This is a genomic window from Sutcliffiella sp. FSL R7-0096, from assembly GCF_038595065.1.
Classification (GTDB): domain Bacteria; phylum Bacillota; class Bacilli; order Bacillales; family Bacillaceae_I; genus Sutcliffiella_A.
The window spans coordinates 4413016-4437261 of record NZ_CP152003.1 but is presented as its reverse complement, the minus strand read 5'-3'; the positions used below and the strand labels follow the sequence as shown (position 1 = coordinate 4437261).

Genomic DNA, 24246 nt, shown 5'->3' with positions numbered 1-24246 from the left:
GATATTATTCATGAAAGTGAAGGGTGAGTCGGTTGAGCATTAAACCATTAGATCGTATAACTGAAGCCTATAATGGAGAGATGGGAAAAGATTTTGGAAACAAAACTAGAAATAGAATTAATTGGATTGTTAACCATGTCCAAGGAGAGAAAGTCATTGATATCGGCTGTTCACAAGGTATTGTTCCAATAATATTAGGCAGAGAAGGCAAACAAGTACTAGGTTTAGATATAGCGCAAGAATCAATTGATTACGCCTTAAATAATTTGAAAAATGAGCACATTTCTGTACAAGAGAAGATTGAATTTAGAGTCGGAAACTTTATGACGGAAAGCACATTAACTTATCAATTTGACACTGTGCTTCTTACTGAGGTGTTGGAACATATCTCAGATCCCAAAAGTTTTTTAAAAAAAATAGAAGAAATACTTAAAGGCTCAGGTGTGCTTATTGTAACTGTCCCGTTTGGAATTAATGATTATTTCGATCACAAAAGAACTTACTATTATTTAGAGTTATATGAGCATTTATCCACCTTTTTTGAAATTGTGAAAGTAGAGTTTCTAGGGAAGTGGACAGGAGTTGTATGTATCAAAAAAGGTGTTCAATCTAAAGAAACTCAAATGAAAGAAAAAAATTTCAAAGAAACATTGCGTACTTTGGAAAAGGCGTTTTACGATGTAGAAAGAGATTTAATTGATAGAATTGAATACTCTCGCAAAAACTTGACAGAAAAAGACAACCAAATAAAAAATATCCATTCCCAATATGCAAATAATATTAAAGAGTATAAAGAGACACTCCTATTAAAAGAGGAAACTATAAAACAGTTAGAAAGAAACTTAATTCAGGAAAAAAATCTTAATAACCAGTTATTGAATAAAATAATCGATGAAAACACTCAAATTAATACAAAAATGGATAGTATTCTTTATCAATCAAAAGATAACAATTCTGCTATAAATAAATTGAGCAGTGATATATTTATGTATTCAAGTAAAGAAAACATTGCAATGAGCAGCCTCTTAGAAAGAAATAAGGAAGACCGAAACCTTATTAATTCTATAAAAACTCAACTTCAAGGAATAATTGATGTAAATGAATTTCGTTCTAAAGAACAAAATGAAATAGTATGTGCTTTTCAAAAACAGATAAATGAAAAATTTGTTCAATTAGAAAAGAATAATGATGGGGGCCAAACCTTAATTAATCATATAGATGAACTAAAAAACCTTATTGTTAGTGAGAGTAAAGAAAAACAAGAATCCTCTACAATACTGAAAAACCAAAATTCTCTACTCTTAAAGGAAAATAAAGAAATGAAAAGTGTAATTGATTCTAAGAAGAGAGAAGTAGAAAATTTAATTAGCCAAATTAATAATCTAAAGAATGACTTTAGTAAAAGCTTAACCTCTGAAGAAGAAGTGTTAGTTAAATATTTAGAACAAAAAGAGCAGCTTGACAGAAATCTCACAATTATATCAGCTCAAGAAAAGAAACTATCTATGTTAGAAAGAAAATATGCTGCTTTGAAAAGTTCTAAATTAGGTAAAATTACCTTGAAGTATTGGAAATTAAGAAGAAGTATAAAAAATTAACCAGGAAAAATATGAGGAGTAAATTAAATGAATAGAGCAGAAATCCTTGCAAGGTTAAAGGAAATCGAAAATTTAAAAAAGAAATTAGAGCAATTAACTACTCCTGGAATTAATGAGAATTTTCTTAAGACTAAAGAAGTGGGGGGAAATGAAGAACTATTTAAAGAAGGTATTAGTGTAATTATTCCTACTTACAAAGGCGAGAAGGTAATAAAAAAATGTTTGGAATCAATGAAAAACCAAACCTTAAGTAGTGAAAAATTTGAAGTTATTATCGTAATAAATGGCGAAAAAGATAATACTGAAAATATTATACAAGAATTTATAAAAGATTATGCAATAGACAATATCAGTATTATTTATTCACCAATAGCAAGTGCATCTTCTTCTAGAAATCTTGGAATTCAAAAAGCAATAAGGGCTTATACTGTTTTTTTAGATGATGATGACTATGTATCTGATAACTTTCTTGAGGAATTATTAGGAATTGCAGATTCTAACAGAATTGTTGTGTCACAAATATATAATGTTGATGCTAATGGAAATATAGACAAAAAAAATCCTATAAACAAAGAAATCATTAAAGCATCTGAAGAAAATGATACCAATAATCTTAATACATTAAATATGGTAGTTACCATAAACGCTTGCAAACTTATCCCTACCACAAAAGTCAAGGAAATCAAGTTCAAGTCAGATTTAAGAAGCGGGGAAGACATAGTATTTTTTGCAGAATTATATTTGAATAACGATTTTGAATTTAAAGTAATTCCAATTCCAAATAAAGCTGTCTACTATAGAGTAATTAGGGAAAATTCTGTATCCAGAAAAGCAATGACATATGATTTTTATATAACACAAAGGTTAGCAGTTATAAAAGAACTCAATAAGTTACTTGAAGTTGCTTCCGATCAAAATAAAGTAGTTTTTATAAAGCAAAAGATTAATGCCCAATCAACATTTATTAATAAATTCCTTAAAGAAAATCCTAATAATAGAATTGAGGTAATTTCTGATATTAAGAAATTAGACTTAACATATATACCTTATCCAATAATTAATAAAGGATTGGCTACAAAGTTAATTATTTCATACTGTTTCCCTCCTTATGTTGATACGAGTGGAAATGTTATGGGGAAAAGGTTAAGAAACATGAACGAGGTTGTAGACGTAATTTTTAATAAAATGGACAAAGTTAGAACTAAAGATTATAACCTTAATTATCTGGTTGATGACTTAATTGATGAAAGAATAGAAGTTCCCTCATATCCTAGCTTTTCTAATTGGAAAGCGATAGAGGAATTTTGTCAAATAGGAATTAGCAATTTAAATGAAGGTAAACAATATAAAGAAATTTATAGTAGGGCGATGTGGCCAGGATCTCATTTTTTGGCATATTTGTATAAAAAGTCTAATCCGAAAGTTAAATGGGTAGCAGAATTTTCGGATCCTATATTACTAGATATACATGGAAAAAATAGAGAGGCAAGTATAGAAAATGAATCGTTCCTAAAAGAAGCAAACAAAAAAATAGGTAAGATGCATAAACTTCCAAGAGTAGAAAACAATAATCTATTCTTTTGGTGTGAATATCTACCTTATTTATTTGCAGATGAACTTATTTTCACTAATATAAATCAGCTTGAATATATGCTAGAAACTTTCCCTATAAAAAAAGTTAGAGGAATTATACAAAATAAAGCAAAAATATCTCCTCAACCTACATTACCTAAAGAATATTATCATATCAAGAAAAGTAACTATCATCTTGATACTGAGAAAGTTAATTTAGCCTATTTTGGAACATTTTATCAAACAAGGAATTTAGATGATTTATTTATTGGACTTGATAATGTTAAAGAAAATATAAAAAAAGATATTAGACTTCATATTTTCACATCCGATCCTAAGACATTAATAAATAGCTTGAGTGATAGTAACATAAAGGATTATATTAAGGTGAATCCATATGAAAGTTATATGGAATTTCTAAATTTGACTACAGCTTTTGATTGTCTCGTAGTTAACGATGCCTATACTAAAAACAAAAAAGATATTAATCCATATCTTCCTTCAAAGATCAGTGACTATTTGGGAAGTGGGATAAAAATATGGGCTATTTATGAAAAAGGGAGTATATTAAGTGGATTAGAACTTCCATATAAATCCGAACTAGGAAATATAAATGAAGCTACTAATGCTTTTGAACAGATAGTAAGAGATTCAAATAAACACGTTATAAGTTAAATACAAATAAATATATTAGCTGGAGGGAAAAATATGAAGTTATGTACAGTTGGATTAGGTTATATTGGTTTGCCAACATCTATTATGTTTGCAAAGCATGGGGTAGATGTAGTAGGGGTGGATATAAGACCAGAGGTGATATCGTCATTAAATTCTGGGAGAATTCATATTGAGGAACCTGGACTTCAAGAAGCATTAAATGAAGTTGTGTTAAATGGAAAGTTTAAAGCTTCTCTTAAACCAGAAGAAGCAGATGCATTTATTATTGCTGTACCTACTCCTAATAATGATGATTTAAATAAATCTTGTGATTTAAGCTATGTACTTAGTGCAGTTTCAGCGGTATTACCACATGTTACTGCAGGAAATGTATTAATTATAGAGTCAACAATCGCTCCAAGAAGTATGGATGATTATGTAAAGCCTCTTGTTGAAGAAGCTGGTTTTGTAGTTGGGGAAGATATATTTTTAGTACACTGTCCAGAAAGAGTTTTACCAGGTCAAATCTTACACGAACTAGTTTATAATAATAGAATTGTAGGCGGAATCACTAATAAATGTACGGAAGCAGGTGCAAAAGTCTACAGAACCTTTGTCAAAGGTGAAGTAATTAAAACCAATGCAAAGACTGCTGAGATGTCAAAGTTAATGGAAAATACATTCCGTGATGTAAATATTGCTTTAGCTAATGAAATGACAAAAGTGTGTAATGAATTGGACATAAACGCGTTAGAAGTTATTGAAATGGCAAATAAACACCCTAGAGTAAATTTGCATACGCCTGGACCTGGTGTAGGTGGACATTGTTTAGCAGTTGATCCATACTTTATAGTTTCGAAAGCTCCAGAAACTGCAAAATTAATAAGTCTGGCAAGAGAGATTAATACATCTATGCCAAAGTATGTTATTCAAAATGTAAATGCATTATTAGAAAAAAATAATGGAAAAGTGATTACCGTATTCGGTTTAACATACAAAGGGAATGTTGATGATATAAGAGAAAGTCCCGCTTTGGAAATATTTGAGTTACTTAAAGGTGAATCGAAATATGAAGTAAGGGCATTTGATCCCCATGTTAATCATAAGATGGTAACAAAAGACATAAGAGAAGCTGTAAATAATTCGGATTTAATTTTAATTTTAGCTGATCACAATGAATTTAAATTTTTAGATTATGATGTATTGAATGGAATGGCTACAAAGCAAATTTTTGATACAAAGAACATTGTAGTTAATCACTCAGAGGAATTTAACTATATTCATTTTGGAAATTTATCTAGTAACCTAAAGACACGGGATGTAGTCTTAGCATGAGTTTTGTGACACAAGTCATACGTGAACAATTTTCCAACTCACATCTAATTGTCAGACTAGCTACTTATGATATTAAAAGTAGCTACCAAATGCATTATTTAGGGGTGGTCTGGCAATTTTTAAATCCAGTTGCACAAGTTCTTGTGTATTGGTTTGTTTTTGGTTTAGGGATTAGAGGTGGTAGTCCAGTTGGAGATGTTCCATTTTTTGTTTGGTTGGTTATAGGCCTTATCCCCTGGTTCTTTATTAGTCCAACTATTACTCAGGCTTCAAACAGTGTATATTCTAAAGTGAATTTAGTTTCAAAAATGAAATTCCCTATAAGTGTATTACCAATGATAACCATTATTAAGAATTCCTTCAACTTTATTGTAATGTTCTTGATTTTGGGGGTGATACTGTATATTTATGGGATTAATCCGGGAAGTTATTTAATACAACTTCCTTATTATTTCTTTGCAATGTATACATTCTTATTTTCTATAACACTATTATTCTCAACTTTATCAACAATTGTAAGAGATTTTCAATTTGCAGTTCAATCCACAATGAGAATTTTGTTTTTCCTTACACCAATATTATGGGACTTTGGAGAAATGCCTACAAATCTTCAAAATTTCTTGAAATTAAATCCTTTTTATTATCTTATAGAAGGATTCAGAAATACTCTATTGGGTGATGAATGGTTTTTTAACGATATGAGTTATACATTTTATTTTTGGTTTATTACTTTGTTAATGCTTACTGTAGGATCCTTTTTGCATATAAAATTTCGAAACAAGTTTGTGGATTACTTGTAAAATGGAGACTAACACCTTATGAATAAATTAAAAGTTAAGTTTGAAAATGTTTCAAAACAATATAGCCTCTATAGTAAACAATCGGATAAACTTTTAGAATTATTTTTAATAAATAGAAAAAAAAATAATAAATCATTTTATGCATTGAATAATATTTCCTTTGAAGTTAATGAAGGAGAGACAATTGGTGTTATTGGAGTAAATGGTTCTGGTAAATCTACTCTTTCCAATCTATTAGCGGAAATAGTTCCCCCTTCTTCAGGGAACGTGTTAATTAATGGACAAACTTCTTTAATCGCAATTTCAGTCGGCTTGAATAATGGCCTTACAGGATTGGAAAATATTGAATTGAAGTGTCTAATGCAAGGGTTAACAAAGGAGCAAATAAAGGAAATAACTCCTGACATTACAAATTTTGCTGACATTGGCCATTTTATTGAACAACCTGTTAAAAATTATTCGAGTGGTATGAAGTCAAGGCTGGGATTTGCTATCTCAGCATATACTGATCCAGATATACTTGTTATTGATGAGGCTTTGTCAGTTGGGGATGATACATTCTACCAGAAATGCTTAGATAAAATAAATGAGTTTAAGAAGAATGGTAAAACAATTTTCTTTATCAGTCACTCATTAGGACAAATCAAAGCAATTTCTGATAAAGTTCTTTGGTTACACTATGGGCAAGTTAAAGAGTATGGTAATACTGATATCATCTTGAAAAACTACAATGAATTTATAAAATGGTATAATACATTAAATGAATCTGACAAAAAGAAATATAAATTAGAACAATTAAAAATACAATCTAAAGAAATAATTGATAACAAAAACTATACAAGAACCAAGACCGAGAGAAATAATAAAAACAAACCTAAAAGTATTGTTTTTATAACGCAAATTTCATTTCTTTTCCTTGGAATTCTCTTAAGTGTTTATTTCATGTTTGCTGAAGAACCTGCAGCAATATTTAAAAATTTATCCTCCTCTCAGGAGAGTAAATTAATCGAAGTAAATAAAGAAGTTGCTGACCAAGAAAATAATATTGATGAAGAGACCGAAAAAGAAGAAAGTATTAAATATACAAACCAATTAGGCTTTATTACAGAAAATAACGCTGCACTTTATTATGAAATGGATTCCCAATATAAAATAGAGTCTTTAGAATTTGGGTCAAAAGTAAAAGTACTGGAGAAAACAAAAGATTATTATAAAATAAGTACAAATAATAAGACTGGTTTTATAAACAATATGGAAATAACCTTAGTAGAAAAAAAAGTAATGGATGAACTTGAATTAGAAGACATATTATATATACTTCCAGAAACTTTTGTTAATTCTTATGAATATTACTTAGCTTTTGTAGGAAGTGAGTATAATGAATCAGAAATATTCAACAGTGGAACTGAATTTATAGATAATGAAGGTAGAAAAATGGTAAGTGTAGACAATATAACATATTTATTTAATGATGAGGATGTAGCAAATGTGCTAATAATAGATTCTATAAATAATAGTAGTTCATCTATTATACCCCTGGAAGAACATTTTCTATTCTCATCAGAAGAAGAGGGTTTATATTACTTTGAAATTAAGGGGTATGATGTAATATTGGACCAAAAAAACAACACTATTAAACTGTCGTCTACTAAACCTCTATAAAGAAGCCTACCAAACCTTAATAAGGGTCAAAAGCATTATGAAAACGCTTTTGACCCTTATTTATATTTATAAGTTGCAATAGAATAAAATATTTATTTCTATTTATATTGAATGTTGTAATGCTTAGATAATATTTTTCTTACCTCAAAAAACTCTATCCAGTCATTTTGGGTATAGGGGATTACGTTAGCTTCTGCTAATCTAGATAGTAATCCACCTAATAGAGGTTTAGGAAAATTCAATAAAAAATTCGTGTTTACTCTCTCGTAAAAGTCTAATTTTAAATTATTTGCTGCTTCCCTAACTTCTTCTGGTATATCGCTTATTGTATCTGAAGCAATTTCAAAATCTGAGTTTTTAATAATATAGAATGAAAGGAAATCAGCTGCGAAATTTTGACCAAATTTAAAGTGTGGTCTAGTCGGACGATCTACAATATTCAATTCGATATCAATCCCTGATTTTTTAGATGCTATTTGAGATAGTACTTGTTTTCTATATCTTTTCTCTTCTCCTGGTGTTGCTAAAGAATCCAGTGATTCCCCAATGAAATTTGGTGCATGATAACCAAGTACTTTTAATGTGCCTACTTCTGTTAGACCGAGAACATAAGGGGCGTTTTCCATTCCAGTCATTTTAAAAGGAGGAAAACTGATATTTTTAGCAGCTACAGGCAAGTCAGAAAAGTTATCTGGACCTGCCTCTAGAATACTTCCAAATGTTTGATAGTCAGTTGCTAAATAGTCACTATAAAGAATAGATGCTATACCCATATACGACCAAGTTTTTTCTTTAATAGGAGTTTCCAATAAATTAGTTTTAACAATGTAAGTATCAAACTTTTCAAAGAAAGAACGCTCTCTAGAAAATCGACCTCCAAAATCCATTGAAACTAGGCTTGTATCAGGAGGCATTAAGCATTTTGCGGCCAAGCTATCAAATCCCCCACTGAAATTCAAAACAATGTTATTCCTATTCTTTCTTTCGAGTTTTTTTTCAGAGCTACGAATAGCAGTTACATCTGCTAAAGTAAATTCCTTTATGGATTGAATAACTTTCTCACTTATAGGAAGGTCTATATGGATAAATTTGTATTTCCTTGCGCATAATGTTGAAATTGCAATTGCAATTAGACCGTTATTAGGTTGGATAGGGTGGGATAACTCAAAATATATTTTATTATGTGAAACCATGGTTCCATCATTTTTGTAATCTTTGTACCAAAACTCAATATATCCAACTGAGATTGAAAAATTAAAAAAGTATACCTTACTTAAAGACAAACTACATCCATCCCGTCACAATATGATAATTTTCACCTGTAAATTTTATGTTAACTAGAATGATCGTACAAGATAAATTTGAGTGTTAGTGTTATACATTTTTTATTAACTTGTAATATTCTAGAACAGGAACAGGTTGTATAATGTTATTTATTTTGAAAAAGTTACTCTAGTTAAGTTAAAAGTAGCAATTACGAATATTTTTCATATATCTTCCTTCTTAATTATTTCATACTTTTTCGCACGAACATCAGCCAATATCTCGCTTACAAGTAGGGTATCCATCTCTTTAACTTCTAAAGACAAAAACCCTTCCAACTCTTCTATCTGCTGCAAAGAAAGTTTAACTGCTAAATCATTTATCGGTGATTTAGAATAAGAGCTTGATGATTCAGAAGTATATTTGTTTTCGATAAGAATAGAAATGATATTTGTGAAAATGTATGTATTTAACGTTGAATAGTTACTCTGGTTTTCTTCGAATATTTTAATTATAGCTTCCTTTGAGATAGAGGCAGTTTCATCAACTTCTTCCTCTTCAACCTCTTCCAATTCCTCTGTTTCTTCCAAAATCTCTTCAGGCTCAGAGCTAGTAGTGGGAGTATTGGGTTGTGGAACTGGTTTAGGTTCTGGTTTAGGTTCTGGTTTAGGTTCTGGTTTAGGTTCAGGTTTAGGTTCAGGTTTAGGTTCTGGTTTAGGTTCTGGTTTAGGTTCAGGTTTAGGCTCAGGCTTGGGTTCAGGCTTAGGCGCAGGCTCTGGTTCAGGAACTGGCTCAGGTTCTGGCTCTGGCTCAGTAGCAGGGGGCGGAATTGGACTAGTATTTAAAGCAAGGAACTGTGAGGTCTGTGAAAAGATTTTACTTTTTGAAACTTCCGCATAAGATATAGAGTCCATCCCTAATAATGTAATGGTAAAAGTAAGAGAGCAAATAATAGGAACGCGTAATTTAAACATATTTTCCTCCTGAAAAATTTAATAAATATGTATGATTTCAACTTATTTTATCATATTTTGAAAAAATTAACTTATAAATCTATAAGTTTATAAGGTTTATGTTTATAATGGTTATAGATTCTTTTTAGGAGTGTAAATAAATGAAGAAGGTATCAATTTTACTGATATGTGCAGTAGCTATTTCTTTAATTTTCATAGGAAAGATACAGTATGATAAGAAAATTACGCAGGCTGGTAAAGTAACAGCTCAAAGTCAAAATGATGATCCGATAAACAGCAATTTGTTTAAGCTAACAAATAATATGAGTAAGGATTTGCAAAACAACGTAAAAACTAAGCTTGAGTCTGAAGAAGTAATTGATATTCTTATTGTTGGTTCTGAAGCAATTATGAATGGGGATGCAAACAACCTGCCTTGGCCACTACAAGTGAAAAATGCGTTGGAAGAAAATTATGGCCAGGATATATTTAATTTAGATGTAATGAATTTTGAAAACATCACTACAAATCACTTAATTGAAACAAAGGGTCATGAGCAAATAGCTGCAGCAAAATCTGATATATTGATCATTGAACCATTACTGTTAAATGACAACGGATTTGTTAAAGTGGAGGATACATTACAAAATCTCGAGACGATAATTGATACAGTAAAGCAGCTTAATCCTGAAACATATATAATAGTTCAGCCGCCTAACCCTATCTTTGAGCCGGTTACATACCTTGATCAAGAAAATGCTTTAAAAGAGTTTACATCACAAAACAATATTGAGTATTTTAATCATTGGCAAGATTGGCCAGACACATCTTCTGACAATATTAAGGAAGCCTTGCAAGGGACCTTTCCAAACGCTAATGGGCAAAACATTTGGGCAGATTATATCATCAAATATTTTGTTTCAAAGTGACTAAAGTGAGAATTATATGTAGAAATTTGTTGTTTTGTAAGATAAAATAAACTCTTTTCCCCGACTTGTTTTGATAACTTTCTTAATGGGGTATCTATATGATAAAGATAAATATAGATAGAGGGGTGTAATATAATGATGCAACTTGAATTAAAAGTGAGAGACGTGTACGCACTTAAAGAGTCTTTAAAGGTAGCACACGAGGTTACTTACAGTGATTTAAGTTTCTTTCAAAATCAGGCTATTAGAAGTTTCACTAAAAATATTTCGTCCGATAATATTAAGATGAAACTTTCCCCAAGTCTACGAAAAGATCTAATTTTGTGCCTTAATATTTTCAAATCAAGTAGAACATGGCATTGGTTAAAAGAAGATTTTAAGAATGCAGTTGATGACTTCATTTATATACTAAATAAATAAAAGTGTTTGTATTCAGTTTTTATGTTGAGTTTACGAGAGATTTTTAAACCATAAATAGCCCCTCGTTTCAGTTAAGAATGAAATGAAGGGCTATTATTTTTTAGGCGTTTGCATAAAGTGGTGCACTTAATTTTCTTGATTAGGTATTTAGATATTAATAATAATAATCCATATTACACATGTAACTAAAAGCAATCCTAAATAACAGTAAGACAAAATCTTACCTTTCTTAGAATGCTCCGTCAAATGCTGTATAAATAGTGTAGGTATTAACAACCAAGGCAACAAAAGAATAATCGAAAGTATATACCCCAATAGAGAATGAGAACCTGTTGCCAGTTTGAATGTGACTGCAGGAATCACGGTCAATAGGGGAGCTAAGCATGTTAAGATTATCAATCGTATTCCATATGCATTCATGATAACTTTAGTGGTGTCCCAATCCCAATTCATTCCCCTAGCTTTTATGCCTTCGAATCTGTTTTTCATATAAGGAACTAATTTGTCTGTAAGTGCTGCCAAACTGCCACCCTCTTTCTCGAATGTATGAAAATATATATGTATTAATCTATGAAGCAACTTGGGCGGATAGAATAAGATGTTGAAGTGGAAATAGTAAATTATGAGACTCTTTCAAAGTATTCTTTTCCCTTTTTGATAGAAATTCAAACAAAAAAGCTTTCTAGTGATGTTACTCTACTAGAAAGCTTTTTGTTAAGCAGATTTTGCTAACTGATTGTTTATTTTGCTGGATTTGGTTGCTTTCGGCACGGTTACCAAATACTGATCAAAAGGTAATAGCTGAATGACTTTTACAAATAAGATGGAGCCTACCAGGATGCCAATGAATACAACGGGGAAGTTTAATGTTGTCCAGATGGATTCTGGCATATTATTCACAAACGCATAGATGATAAACATGTGTACCAAGTAGATACCCATGGATAATTGTCCAACAAACGAAAGTGCGTTTTTAATAATCCTAACTTTAGATATATAGTCATATAAGCCTATGATTGCGGCAAAAAGAACAGGTATATAAATAAAGTTCAAGGGTCTATTGGAAGAGACAGAACCATTTGCTTTGTACTCATAAACCGTGAGTAGAATGATGAAAATAGACGCAACCAATGAAATTAACTTGAATTTTTTTGAATAAAAATAAATGCTCTCCCAGTGATAGGCAGCAAAGCCATCGAAGATAAAAAAGAAAATCCAATTGAGAAATAGAGCTCTTTGTGATAACGCATAATGAATCAATTCGTTATTAGCGCTAGGCGAATAGATCTCAACGAAGAAATAGTTCATTGCTAATGATAATAGTAAGAGAATACTCCATAATTTTTTCGAGCGAATCTTCTGCAATAATGGAAACAGTAGATAAAATTGGAAAACAATCGACATGAAATAAAGATGTACATATGAATTACCTAAAAGGAAATTAACAGTAAAAATTCTTTTCCCTTCAGCTAATGGTGTTGCACCCTCTAGAAATACAAGTAGCATAATATAGAATAGGCTCCAAAATAAAAATGGTGAGCCGACTTTCACAAAACGTGAAGTAATAAATTTATTTAACTGAAATCCTTTTTTTCTTACATGATAGAATAATAAAAAGCCACTGATCACTGCAAAAAGTGGAGTCCCGAATCTACCTATTTGGTTAAAGAAAAAAGTGATATTATTATAGCCGTCTTGCTGGTAGTAATAAGTGGCGGAAACATGGACTAAAACCACTAGGAGACAGGCTACGGCTCTAATAATGTGAATTTCTTCTATATAAGTTGATTTTTGTTTTTTCATATTGTTTCACTCCTTTGCTGGAATGCCAACAACATTGTAACGGAATTATATTAGTATAACAATGGTTAAAAATTGAAATAAAGCAAAATGATACTAATAATTCATTGACTAAACACCAAACGTTTCATAGTATGAAATGTGTAATCATGATAAGAGAGGAGGAAATACAATGAAGAAACTAGCGATTTTAATGTTTTCAATCGTAATGGTATTGTCAGCTTGCGGAACTTCCACTACTAATAATGCCGGTAATAATGAATCGAATGAAGATACTTCAGGTGCTAACAATAACAATAGTGGATCAAGTGAAGAAACTCCCGATGCTACTATCCAAGAATCGGTTGGCGTGTTCAAAGGATGGGCAGATAATCATACCATTGAAGTGGAGACTGACAGTGGATATGTTACCTACTATGTAACACCTGAAAAGCAAGAAGAAGTAGAGGCAATGGAAGAAGGATCTGAAGTGACGATTTCTTTTTTGGAAAATGAAGAAGGAAGATTGGAACTACAAAGCATCCAAGCTAAATAACGTGATTACATAACACCCATTTTAGGGTGTTTTTTTCATGCGGAATTCTACAGAAATCATTCCGTTACCCCCGATTCCTATTACAGTTTTTGATATTTCTTGACATTCTATTACAAAATACCCGTTTACTATATGGTAATATTTTGTTAGATTAGTAATAAAGAGATTAATAGGAAAAGTTTAAGGGGGATACATAAAAATTGAATAAATTTAAGTTTTTGTTAGTTTCGACGCTCGCATTGTTTCTGTTCTTTTCACCTGTTTTAACATCAATCGGTTCAGCTTCAACCATCTCAATAAAGTTGCAGAACTACATAGGTAATAAAACGGAAATCCAAATCAACACTACTGGTCAATACAAACTGGAAAACGGTAATGTTAGACTTTCTGGAGCTGATCGTTTTGAAGTGGCGGCAAATATTGCTTCAAGTGGTTGGAATGTAGCGGATACAGTATTTATCGTTAGTCAGGAAGCTTATGCAGATGCTTTATCAACTGCACCATTTGCGTATGCAAAAAATGCACCCATTTTATTAACACGCCCTCACTCCATGCCTGATACGACTAAAAAGAAGCTTCAACAATTGAAGCCGAGAGAGATCATCGTTATTGGTGGAACAACGAGCGTATCTAATACTGTTTTTAACGAACTAAAGGCTCTTACTACCACTATTTCTCGAGTGAATGGTTCTGATAGATATGAAGTAGCTAAGAATATTTCAACATTATTAGGCAGTTCCAACAGAGCAATAGTCGTTGGTGGAAACGCTTATGCGGATGCATTGTCTGTAGCGCCATATGCTGCTGTGAATAAAATTCCAATTCTTTTAACTAGAGACACTAGTATTCCATCATCAACATCCGAAGCCTTGAATGGGAAAACACAGGTAACAGTAATAGGTGGAACAACAAGTGTTTCTCAAAATGTCTATAATCAACTGCCAGGTACTAAAAGCCGTATAGGTGGGGCAGATCGTTACGAGGTTTCTGCTAATATTATTCAAACGCTTAATTTGGCAGCGTCCGAGGTTTATCTTGCCAACGGAGAGAAATATGCAGATGCATTTACGGGAGCAGTGTTAGCTGCCAAGAATAACCGTCCTCTTTTACTGACAAGAGCATCTAGTATTCCAACTGCTGTTCAAGATATTATTAAGAGTAAGAACACTAGATCATTTACTATTCTGGGTGGTACACTTTCTGTTACAAGAGAAGTGGAAAACCAGCTTCCGAATGAATTATACCTTGATAGCAGCAAGACATATCATGTCAAGAACAACAACGGACGACTTGGATTGTATGAAGGTACACAACTTGTAAAGGACTTTGGAACTTCGAATTTCAGCATGGTTCCTCAAGCATACAATGAAAGTAATGTCATTAAGCTAAATAACCGTCCATATCTGGGTAAGATAGAATACATTCTAGAAAACGGTTTTGTTAGACCTTATAACCGTAATATCCCGTTTGATGATTATTTAAAAGGTGTGGTTCCTGCTGAAATGCCTGCATCTTGGGAAATGGAAGCATTAAAGGCGCAGTCAGTTGCAGCAAGAACATACGCTTATTCCACAATGGGTACTACCATCAATGATACACAAGGATTCCAGGTTTACAGAGGTTATGAGTGGCATGTGAATACAAACAACGCCATCGAAGCTACAAAAGGAGAAATCCTGACGTTCAACGGAAATCCGATTGGTCAAAATGCGGTATTCTCCTCAAGTAATGGAGGGTTTACCGAATCGAACTCCAATCTTTGGCCGTCTACTCAATTACCATACTTAACAGCAAAAGCTGATTCCATGGATACTTCCTACCAAGGTTGGAACCTTACCATGAATAAGACACAGTTAGATTTGTCTGGGCTTGACTTGAAGAATCCGACTGCTTGGTGGAATGGAACACAAGAGGTTCAGGCGAGTTCTATGAACGGTCTGAAAAAGTGGTTGTCAGACAATCATCATAGCAATTCTGAATTTAAAATTGTAGGCATAAACAATATTGAACCGCTGAATGTTAATAGTAGCGGACGTAATAAAGACACAAAAATTGAGGTTGAATATTTTGTGAGAGATCTCAGCAAAGGGTTTGTCAACGAATCGGATGGGACTTTGAAGAAGCATACTTTATCCCAAACGATTACTGCGAATGCGTTTAGAACCATGTTTGGTACTATGAATATCAAAAGTACGATGTATCAAGTTGAAAATGGTGGCAACACCCTAAAAGTAGTCGGTAATGGATTTGGACATGGAGTAGGAATGAGCCAGCATGGCGCCCAATCTCGTGCTAAAGCAGGTCATAATTACAAGCAGATCCTAGATTTCTATTATTATGGTACAAATGTTACAAAACGATAAGCCGGATCACTCCGGCTTATTTTTTATGGTCATAGAATAGTAGGTTACCTGTGAATATTGACTTATTTTTGCAAAAAACGACTTGGATTTGTAATAAACTAATGAAAAATTTGCAGAAATTTGGTATATTTGTCGAGAGATGAAAATTTTAGGGAGGTAATCAAGTGCGTAAGTTTATTATGCTCATCTGTTTGGTTCTTTTTACTACGCTTTTAGAGGTAAATACTGCTGAAGCTAGTGGACCAACAAGAATAGATGGAGCAAATCGTTACGATGTTGCTGTGAATGTTTCAAGGGAAGGCTGGACTACATCCAATACCGTTATCATATCTTCAGGTGATGCCTATGCAGATGCATTGGCAGCTTCTCCATTGGCATATCGTTTAAATGCACCGATACTATTGACACGAGCTGGAAGTTTACCAGATACAACGAAAAAGAGATTACAAGAATTACGGGCAAGCAATGTAATTGTAATCGGTGGTACGACAAGTGTATCTGATAATGTAATATCTGAGATTAGAAGATTGGGAAGTAGCATTAATGTAAGAAGAATTAGTGGGAAAGATCGTTTTGAAGTGGCAGCTAATATCGCAAATGAGTTACCGGCTAAAAACATCGCGATAGTAGCAAATGGAAGAGCGGAAGCTGATTCCCTATCCATCGCTCCATATGCGGCAAGAAACGGTATTCCTATCTTGTTGACAGAAAGCAATAGTATTCCGAGTATCACTTCCACTACCTTAAGAAATCGAAATGTTTCGACCACATATGTTATGGGAGGGGAAACAAGTGTTTCCCGTACTGTGTTCAACAACTTACCATCTACGACCAAAACCAGAATTGGCGGTAATGATCGTTTCCAGGTTGCAACGAATGTTGTGAAGCAGTTAAACCTAAATGCAAAGAAAGCTTACATTGCTAATGGACATGCCTATGCCGATGCTTTGGCAGGTTCTGTCCTTGCGGCTAAGCAAAACTCTGTTATTCTATTGACTCAGCCTACTCAGGTGCCGAGTACAACAATAAATGTAATCAAGGAAAAAGGTATCGGGACTTTTGTGGTGCTAGGTGGGACAACTTCGGTTGGGACAAATGTTGTAAGAACATTATCTGCGCCTATGCTCGGGAAAAGAGTAGCGATTGATGCGGGACACGGTGGAACAGATCCGGGTGCTGTGGGGAATGGCGTACAAGAGAAAACAGTCGTGTTGGATATTGCCAAGCGATTAGAGAGTAAAGTCACCACTGCTGGTTCACTACCTTTAATGACAAGGACTAACGACGTATATATTCCCTTAGCAGATCGTGTGCTAGACGCACAAAATAGGGGGGCAGATATCTTTGTCAGTATCCATGCAAACTCTTTCACCGATCCTTCATCTAATGGAACAGAGACTTGGTATAATGGCAGATATCAATCAAAAGAGAGTAAAGAGCTTGCAGAAGCTATCCAAGGAGAGTTGGTGAAAGAGCTTGGTTTACGTGATCGAGGTGTTAAAGAAGGTTCGTTCGTAGTGATCAGGGATTCGCAGATGCCTAGTGTATTGGTTGAAATTGCATTCATTAGTAACCCTGATGAAGCAAAGCTTTTAGCTAATGCCTCCTTCAGAGAAAAAGCAGCCCAAGCAATCTACAATGGGGTAGAGAAGTATTTCTCTAATTAAAATAATGAGTGTTCATGTAGCCTGTTTCTTTTCAAAGAAGCAGGCTATAATTTTTTCCTTTGAAACTTTAGTGAAAATCTTTACATGAATGAAAAGTAATTGTAATATCTAAACGCCGTCTTAGAGGTAGTATTAAATTACTTTGTGCTATAATCTATAAATGGGTTTTTATTTGTAAATAATAGCAGAAAGTATTTTAAAGAAGGTATATATATATGTCGACAATCACAAAACAGATTTTATCCGGGGCAAAATGGACAGCATTATCCACCATTATCATTACCGTAATTCAAATTGTTCAATTTGCCATCTTGGGGAATCTTTTAACAAAAGAACAATTCGGTGTTGTAGGAATGATAACAACCGTAGTCATTTTCACTCAAATTCTTCTAGATATGGGTTTTAGTGCAGCTATCATTCAGAAAGAAAAGGTATCTCATGAACAATTATCTACGTTATATTGGCTGAATATCATTGTAGGTATCCTTTTATTTATTGGACTATTTTTTGCGAGTCCGTTGATTGCAGGATTCTATAACCAGCCTGAATTAATCCCATTAATAAAAGTACTCGGAATAATGTTCCTGATTGCGCCGATTGGTCAGCAATTTCAATATTTGCTACAGAAAGACCTTAATTTCAATCTATTAAGTAGGATAGAAGTGGCTACGAACGTTGCTTCATTTATAAGTTTACTTGTATTGATTTTCCTTATCCAGGAGTTATATGCCTATGTCATCTCGCAAGTTATTCTTAACTCTTTAAAGGGCATTTTGTATTTTGTTGTGTACTCAAAAACTTGGAAGCCATCCTTCATATTTAATTTATCTTCCATTAAAGAATTGATGTCGTTTGGTGTATTCCAACTGATGTCCCGTCTTGTAAATAGGATTGGAGCAAACATCGACTACATATTAATAGGAAGATTTCTAGGAGCAGAAGCGCTCGGTATCTACTCACTGGCCTATCAAGTCGTCACAATCCCGGTGATGAAGATAAACCCAATCATAACGCGGGTTGCCTTTCCGGTGTTCTCAAGAAGCCAGTCTGATAACAAGTTGCTGATTGAAGGGTTCCTAAATGTAACGAAAATGCTGGCACTTGTCAGTTTGCCTCTATTACTAGGGTTAATGGCCATTTCCGACTTGTTTATTGAAGTGTTCTTTGGAGCAAGATGGTTGGATGCAGCACCTATTTTAGGAATCTTGGCGATAGTGGGTATCTTAAGAGTGCTGATGAACCCTAATGGTTCCGTCATCTTGGCAAAAGGAAAAGCAAATATTGCCTTCTATTGGGACTTCGGTGTCATGCTCCTATATGGTATCACTATGTACTTTGCTACTAAGTATGATATATATATAGTTGCTTGGACATATGTTGTCACAAGTTTTATCAACTTCTTGATTGGAAGATGGTTACTGAAATTATTAATTGATTTGGAAATGAGGGAATACGTTAGAACTTTGTTAAAACCGATTGTTCTAACAGGTATGATGGCCATTTTGGTCTATTTCCTCAAGACGGCTTTATACAATGTCGAAGCTGTTAATATCTATATAAATATTGCCCTCTCGGTTGGAGTCGGTGGGATCATCTATATCTTTGCAATCTATTTTGGGTATCCAGAAGTTAAAGAATGGAAACCTGTGAAGAAAATTCTTAAAAAGGGGGGATTGTGATGAAGGTGCTTTTTATTACATCAGCATATCCTTCAGATCATTTGCCGGGTGCTGGTGTGTTCCATCAAACACAGGCAGAATCTATTCGGGGATTAGGGGTGGATATTGAAGTGGTGGCACCTGTACCTTATTCACCCGGCATTTTAACAAAGGTAAGTAACAAATATCGTAATTATAAAAAGTTCCCGGAAAACTATGAGTGGAATGGGGTCAATGTTCATCGTCCTCGGTTCTTAGCTCTGCCAGGGCAACTGAAATGGGCTCAGCCTCATAAACGCTTTGCAAAAGCTATCAGTCAATATATTGAAAAAAAACACGTTAAATTTGATGTCATCCACGCACATTTTGCGATGCCAAGTGGTGGTGCCGCAGCAATTCTATCAAAGAAATACAATGTACCTTATGTGTTGACGCTACACGGTAGTGATGTAAATGTATATCCCCATTACAGTAAAGGCGCAATGGAAGCATTTAAACTGGCAGTTAGAAATGCTGGCGAGGTAACAGCTGTGAGTGGTGCATTAGCTCAGAGTACAGAGAAACTGACAGGTGTAAAGCCTGAGGTTCTTCCTATCGGGGTGAATATGCAGAGGTTCTCAAGTAATGATTTGAGTCATCAGGAAAAATGCGAGTTAAGACAAAGGCTTGGCTTACCTGATGATAAAAAGCTTCTATTGTATGTTGGCCGCTTGATGAATGAAAAGGGTATTCGAGAGCTTGCTCAGGCAATAGACGAACTTGATGACCGATTCCGATTAGTGCTTGTTGGCGATGGACCGTTAAGGACGACAATGGTTGGGAATGATAAGATCATTCTAACGGGACAACTTCCGAACGAAAAGGTAAAGGAGCACCTTCAAGCAGCCGATATCTTCCTTCTTCCTTCATACAGGGAAGGGATGCCTACTGTCATCATTGAAGCGTTGGCTTTAAGAGTTCCTGTACTTTCTTCCAATGTTGGCGGTATTCCTGAATTGTTTGGAGAATATAAGGACCTTTTGATTGAACCTAAATCCTCAAGTGAGATTGTAAAAGGAGTTTTAGGGTATATAGATGAAGGGGTTTATAATGTAGAAATCATTAAGGATCTCTACGATAGAGTGACTACCAAGTTTGATGTTACGGAAAATTCAAAAGAGCTTATAGAAACTTATCGAAAATTATTAAAATGAAAATTCAATTTCTGAGGTGGAAGCAATGACTATTAAAAAGGTAATTATCCCAGCTGCTGGACTTGGTACGCGTTTTTTGCCTGCCACAAAGGCACAGCCTAAAGAAATGCTACCGATTGTAGATAAACCTACCATCCAGTATATCGTGGAGGAAGCGGTACAATCAGGTATTGAGGATATCATCATTGTCAGTGGAAGAGGTAAGCGGGCAATTGAAGATCATTTCGATAAATCATATGAATTAGAGGAAACGTTAGAGAAAAAAGAAAAGTACGACATCCTGGAAGAGATTAAATCCATTGCAAATTTGGCGAACATCCATTACATAAGGCAAAAAGAGCCCCTTGGACTCGGACATGCCATCTGGTGTGCAAGGAAGTTCATTGGAAACGATGCTTTTGGAGTCATGCTTGGCGACGACATCGTAAAAGGAGAGACTCCTTGTCTGCAGCAATTAATTGATGTTTATGATAAATACGGTTCGTCTGTAGTAGGTATTCAAAGCGTGCCTGATACAGATGTATCAAAATATGGAATTGTTTCCCCAAAAGAAGAGAAGCTAGAAGAGAATGTCATAAATGTAGATGGATTTGTAGAGAAGCCTAAACTGGCTGATGCCCCTTCGAATTATGCTATCATGGGACGTTATGTGTTAACTCCTGAGATATTTGAGATACTCGAAAATACGCCAAAGGGTTCAGGTGGGGAGATACAACTAACAGATGCGATTAACACCCTGAATACCCAGCAACAAGTCTTAGCCTATCAATTTGGTGGAATTCGCTATGATGTCGGAGATAAGTTCGGCTTTATTAAAGCCACTGTTGATTTTGCCCTTGATAGAGATGATCTGAGAGAAGAAGTTATAGACTATCTAAATTCCTTAGCTCAATCCAATTACATCACGAAAGGATAGGTAATATGAAAAGAATAGCAGTAATGGGGACTGGATATGTGGGTTTAGTGTCCGGTACATGTTTTGCGGAAATTGGAAATCATGTAACATGTTGCGATATAGACGAAGCTAAAATAAGCAACTTGCAAAAAGGGATCATTCCTATTTATGAGCCGGGGTTAGAAGACCTCGTAAAGAAAAATGTGGAGAGAAATACCCTTTCCTTTACAACCGATATTCCCAATGCTATCCAGGAAGCGGATATTGTTTATATCGCTGTAGGTACACCGATGGCAGATACCGGCGAAGCTAATTTGTCTTATGTGGATGCTGTTGCAAAGACTATCGGCGAGAACCTGAACGGTTATAAAATAGTTGTAAATAAAAGCACTGTCCCTGTTGGTACAGGGAAACGTGTGACTAAAATAATCAGAGAAGTCTCTGGTGGAAACCAGGAATTTGATGTGGTTTCAAATCCTGAATTTCTCCGTGAAGGGTCGGCAATTCAAGATACTATGAATATGGAACGTGCCGTGATTGGTGCTTCCAGTGAAAAAGCAGCAAAAATCATTGAAGAATTACATGCTCCTTTTAATACCGTGATAATCAAGTCAGACTTGGAAAGCGCTGAAATGATTAAATATGCTTCAAACGCTTTTCTAGCCACAAAAATTTCTTTCATTAATGATATAGCTAACATTTGTGAAGAAATCGGTGCAGACGTGACCAAAGTGGCAGAAGGTATGGGTCTAGACAGTCGAATCGGCAAGAAATTCCTCAACGCTGGTATAGGCTACGGAGGGTCCTGCTTCCCAAAAGATACTAGTGCTTTGCTCCATATAGCAAATTCAGTCGGATATAATTTTAAATTGATCCGGGCAGTTATGGAGACAAATGATAATCAAAAAACCAAAGTGGTTAAAAAGGTCATGGATGTCTTCGGTGACATTGAAGGGAAAACCTTTGCCGTAATGGGCTTGGCCTTCAAACCAAACACCGATGATATGCGAGATGCCCCGTCACTTGAGATCATTCCTGAGCTGCTTGATGCAGGAGCGAAGGTAAAGGCTTTTGATCCGATAGCACTTCATGAAGCGAAAAAGCATTTTGGTGATAGCATAGAGTATTTTGAGAAGGAGTACGAAGCTTTAAAGGATGCAGATGCATGCATTATTGTAACAGACCTACCTGAGGTCAAGGCTCTAGACCTTCATGAGGTGAAAGGGTACTTGAAAAACCCTATCATTATAGATGGCAGGAACATCTTTACTCTGGAAGATGCAAGAAAACATTCTATCATCTACCATTCCATCGGGCGACCTGTGATTCATTAATGTTATGTGTGTATCAGTAAAGAATATTTTGGAATAATAATTTGCAACACTTATTTTTAAGGGCTTTCTAAAGTTCCAAGGAGAGCCCCCTCATTTAATATTGGTTGTGGATTTAGGAGGAGGAAAATGAACCTGGGATTTGCTGGCAACAGGCAAGTGGCAATTGGGGTAGGAGGATTATTACTGGGTGCAATACTAACTGTAGGTTTAATCTTTCTTGATATACCGAAATTCTCTATTCTCTTAGTTTTATTGAATATAGGTCTGCTATTATTGGTAATCATGAAACAATACCTTTTCGATAGTAGGTTCTTGATGGTGTCCATTTACGTTTTATTGGGGCTTACCTTCTTGAACAATGCTTTTTTCGCGATTAACTTAGGATTTTTCAGTCTGTTTCCCTATCGGATATTGCTGTTAATAGTAGGTTTTTTGATTGTTTTTAATTTCATTCGCAGTGATTTTAGAAAAGATTTGTGGGCACAGTGGGAAGGAATAAAGGTAAAGGGAATTCTACTTTTTTTTGTTTTTTGGCTATATTATGCCCTTTTGACACTTTTGTGGGCTAAATCGGTTACAAATGGAATTAAGTACCTTTCCATCTTGGTTATGGGGATCTTTCTGATATTTGTCGTAACCCTATTTATCAATGATTTGAAAAGGCTGTCGAATTTCTATTACATATGGGTTTTCATGTCTGTATTTGTGATGTTAATTGGTTATTGGAATGCCTTTACCAAAAACCATCTTCCTAGCTCCACTTTATATTTGGGGCCGGAATATAAACAGCATTATCCTACTTCCGTCTTTACGAACCAAAACGATTTTGCAACCTTTCTGTCTGTTACTTTATTCTTTTTCCTATCGTTAATACGTAATGGGAAAAATAAATATTGGAAGGCTCTTGGAATTGTGTTATCACTTATGGCAATCCATCTCATTCTTTTAAGTGAATCACGCGCAAGCCAATTGGCTGTGATGGTTGGGATCGGTGTATATGTATTTATTCTATGCAATAAAATGTTGAAGAAATGGATACTACGCTTGGGGGCAATTGGGACAGCAGTATTTGTTGCCGTATTCCACAACAAACTTTGGACTACCTTCTCCGGCTTGTTCCTTAGCCCAACCATCCATGATTTTTCCGAAAGGCTTCCATCCAATGTTGGTAGAGCCAATCTGATTAGAAATGCTTTCAACTTCTCATTGGATTCTTTTGGGATGGGAGTTGGGGCTGGTAATACCGAATACTATATGCAAAACTATTCCATTCATGATACGGATGAAGTAGCCAATGTACATTTTTGGTTTCTAGAGATTTTCACTAATTTCGGTATCTTTGTTGTTCTCGGATACTTAACCTTTTTTGGATATCTACTATTTAAACTTTATAAACACCATGAGCATGGATTAACCACTCAGTATAAACTTGTAACGGAAGCAATCGTTGTTGCCTTGGCTGCCTTCGTCATTTCTAGTATAAGCCCTAGTTCGGTTGCTAACCTGTTCTTCCATTGGGTGCTGTTGGCATTTGGCATAGCCACTTTAAATTTATTAAGAACGAAACGAAGAGATAATATAGTACCTCATCATAACCTTTGAAAAAAAGGAGATT

19 protein-coding genes are annotated in these 24246 nt (G+C 34.4%); 15 read left to right on the top strand and 4 right to left on the bottom strand.

Annotation, left to right across the window (positions count from 1 at the left end; genetic code table 11):
- The first annotated feature begins 32 nt into the window (after window positions 1-32).
- Genes MKY77_RS22790 through MKY77_RS22770 form a run of 5 tightly spaced genes read left to right on the top strand, consistent with a single transcriptional unit; the run spans window position 33 to window position 7621 of the window.
- A complete protein-coding gene (locus MKY77_RS22790; protein WP_339147894.1) occupies window positions 33-1598 on the top strand; it encodes a methyltransferase domain-containing protein in 1566 nt (521 codons plus the stop codon).
- Window positions 1599-1625: 27 nt separating this feature from the next.
- Window positions 1626-3845: a glycosyltransferase gene (locus tag MKY77_RS22785; protein ID WP_339147893.1), complete on the top strand. Its 2220-nt coding sequence runs from the start codon at window positions 1626-1628 to the stop codon at window positions 3843-3845.
- Between the two features lie 33 nt (window positions 3846-3878).
- Window positions 3879-5159: a nucleotide sugar dehydrogenase gene (locus tag MKY77_RS22780; protein WP_339147892.1), complete on the top strand. Its 1281-nt coding sequence runs from the start codon at window positions 3879-3881 to the stop codon at window positions 5157-5159.
- Window positions 5156-5959: an ABC transporter permease gene (locus MKY77_RS22775; protein ID WP_339147891.1), complete on the top strand. Its 804-nt coding sequence runs from the start codon at window positions 5156-5158 to the stop codon at window positions 5957-5959. The genes MKY77_RS22780 and MKY77_RS22775 overlap by 4 nt, the downstream gene beginning before the upstream one ends.
- An 18-nt stretch (window positions 5960-5977) precedes the next feature.
- Entirely contained in the window at window positions 5978-7621 is a 1644-nt protein-coding gene (locus MKY77_RS22770) for an ATP-binding cassette domain-containing protein (protein WP_339147890.1), read from the top strand.
- A gap of 98 nt (window positions 7622-7719) precedes the next feature.
- Here MKY77_RS22770 and MKY77_RS22765 read toward each other — a convergent pair whose 3' ends face one another.
- The gene (locus MKY77_RS22765; protein WP_339147889.1) at window positions 7720-8904 is read right to left on the bottom strand and encodes a hypothetical protein; all 1185 of its coding nucleotides are present in this window, start codon (window positions 8902-8904) and stop codon (window positions 7720-7722) included.
- Between the two features lie 204 nt (window positions 8905-9108).
- Entirely contained in the window at window positions 9109-9858 is a 750-nt protein-coding gene (locus MKY77_RS22760; protein WP_339147888.1) for a hypothetical protein, read from the bottom strand.
- Between the two features lie 140 nt (window positions 9859-9998).
- Here MKY77_RS22760 and MKY77_RS22755 point away from each other — a divergent pair, with 140 nt between their 5' ends.
- A complete protein-coding gene (locus MKY77_RS22755; RefSeq protein WP_339147887.1) occupies window positions 9999-10766 on the top strand; it encodes an SGNH/GDSL hydrolase family protein in 768 nt (255 codons plus the stop codon).
- A gap of 135 nt (window positions 10767-10901) precedes the next feature.
- Window positions 10902-11186: a hypothetical protein gene (locus MKY77_RS22750; RefSeq protein WP_342515532.1), complete on the top strand. Its 285-nt coding sequence runs from the start codon at window positions 10902-10904 to the stop codon at window positions 11184-11186.
- Between the two features lie 147 nt (window positions 11187-11333).
- On the opposite strand, the gene MKY77_RS22745 is transcribed toward MKY77_RS22750, so the two are convergent.
- Both MKY77_RS22745 and MKY77_RS22740 read right to left on the bottom strand, forming a co-directional pair.
- On the bottom strand, window positions 11334-11708 hold the full coding sequence (locus MKY77_RS22745) for a hypothetical protein (RefSeq protein WP_339147886.1): 375 nt from the start codon (window positions 11706-11708) through the stop codon (window positions 11334-11336).
- A gap of 192 nt (window positions 11709-11900) precedes the next feature.
- Window positions 11901-12989, bottom strand: coding sequence for an acyltransferase (locus MKY77_RS22740; RefSeq protein ID WP_339147885.1), 1089 nt, complete (start codon window positions 12987-12989; stop codon window positions 11901-11903).
- 169 nt (window positions 12990-13158) lie between these two features.
- On the opposite strand from MKY77_RS22740, the gene MKY77_RS22735 reads away from it, so the two are divergent.
- From MKY77_RS22735 to MKY77_RS22700, 8 genes are all read left to right on the top strand, one after another.
- A complete protein-coding gene (locus MKY77_RS22735; protein ID WP_339147884.1) occupies window positions 13159-13521 on the top strand; it encodes a hypothetical protein in 363 nt (120 codons plus the stop codon).
- Between the two features lie 200 nt (window positions 13522-13721).
- Window positions 13722-15884: a SpoIID/LytB domain-containing protein gene (locus MKY77_RS22730; RefSeq protein ID WP_339147883.1), complete on the top strand. Its 2163-nt coding sequence runs from the start codon at window positions 13722-13724 to the stop codon at window positions 15882-15884.
- A 164-nt stretch (window positions 15885-16048) separates the two neighbouring features.
- On the top strand, window positions 16049-17551 hold the full coding sequence (locus tag MKY77_RS22725; protein ID WP_339147882.1) for a cell wall-binding repeat-containing protein: 1503 nt from the start codon (window positions 16049-16051) through the stop codon (window positions 17549-17551).
- Between the two features lie 215 nt (window positions 17552-17766).
- Window positions 17767-19230 carry an MOP flippase family protein gene (locus tag MKY77_RS22720; protein ID WP_339147881.1) on the top strand — a complete coding sequence of 488 codons (1464 nt, stop codon included), beginning with the start codon at window positions 17767-17769 and terminating at the stop codon, window positions 19228-19230.
- Window positions 19230-20402: a glycosyltransferase gene (locus MKY77_RS22715; protein ID WP_339147880.1), complete on the top strand. Its 1173-nt coding sequence runs from the start codon at window positions 19230-19232 to the stop codon at window positions 20400-20402. Before MKY77_RS22720 ends, MKY77_RS22715 begins: the two co-directional genes overlap by 1 nt.
- 25 nt (window positions 20403-20427) lie before the next feature.
- Window positions 20428-21318, top strand: coding sequence for a UTP--glucose-1-phosphate uridylyltransferase GalU (gene galU / locus MKY77_RS22710; RefSeq protein WP_339147879.1), 891 nt, complete (start codon window positions 20428-20430; stop codon window positions 21316-21318).
- Between the two features lie 5 nt (window positions 21319-21323).
- A complete protein-coding gene (locus tag MKY77_RS22705) occupies window positions 21324-22631 on the top strand; it encodes a UDP-glucose/GDP-mannose dehydrogenase family protein (RefSeq protein ID WP_339147878.1) in 1308 nt (435 codons plus the stop codon).
- 126 nt (window positions 22632-22757) lie between these two features.
- Window positions 22758-24233 carry an O-antigen ligase family protein gene (locus tag MKY77_RS22700; RefSeq protein ID WP_339147877.1) on the top strand — a complete coding sequence of 492 codons (1476 nt, stop codon included), beginning with the start codon at window positions 22758-22760 and terminating at the stop codon, window positions 24231-24233.
- Window positions 24234-24246 lie beyond the last annotated feature (13 nt).

Coding starts and splice junctions, on each gene's coding strand:
- MKY77_RS22785 (WP_339147893.1), top strand. CDS start 1,626: ATGAATAGAGCAGAAATCCTTGCAAGGTTAAAGGAAATCGAAAATTTA.
- MKY77_RS22780 (WP_339147892.1), top strand. CDS start 3,879: ATGAAGTTATGTACAGTTGGATTAGGTTATATTGGTTTGCCAACATCT.
- MKY77_RS22775 (WP_339147891.1), top strand. CDS start 5,156: ATGAGTTTTGTGACACAAGTCATACGTGAACAATTTTCCAACTCACAT.
- MKY77_RS22770 (WP_339147890.1), top strand. CDS start 5,978: ATGAATAAATTAAAAGTTAAGTTTGAAAATGTTTCAAAACAATATAGC.
- MKY77_RS22760 (WP_339147888.1), bottom strand. CDS start 9,858: ATGTTTAAATTACGCGTTCCTATTATTTGCTCTCTTACTTTTACCATT.
- MKY77_RS22755 (WP_339147887.1), top strand. CDS start 9,999: ATGAAGAAGGTATCAATTTTACTGATATGTGCAGTAGCTATTTCTTTA.
- MKY77_RS22750 (WP_342515532.1), top strand. CDS start 10,902: ATGATGCAACTTGAATTAAAAGTGAGAGACGTGTACGCACTTAAAGAG.
- MKY77_RS22740 (WP_339147885.1), bottom strand. CDS start 12,989: ATGAAAAAACAAAAATCAACTTATATAGAAGAAATTCACATTATTAGA.
- MKY77_RS22735 (WP_339147884.1), top strand. CDS start 13,159: ATGAAGAAACTAGCGATTTTAATGTTTTCAATCGTAATGGTATTGTCA.
- MKY77_RS22720 (WP_339147881.1), top strand. CDS start 17,767: ATGTCGACAATCACAAAACAGATTTTATCCGGGGCAAAATGGACAGCA.
- MKY77_RS22715 (WP_339147880.1), top strand. CDS start 19,230: ATGAAGGTGCTTTTTATTACATCAGCATATCCTTCAGATCATTTGCCG.
- galU (WP_339147879.1), top strand. CDS start 20,428: ATGACTATTAAAAAGGTAATTATCCCAGCTGCTGGACTTGGTACGCGT.
- MKY77_RS22705 (WP_339147878.1), top strand. CDS start 21,324: ATGAAAAGAATAGCAGTAATGGGGACTGGATATGTGGGTTTAGTGTCC.
- MKY77_RS22700 (WP_339147877.1), top strand. CDS start 22,758: ATGAACCTGGGATTTGCTGGCAACAGGCAAGTGGCAATTGGGGTAGGA.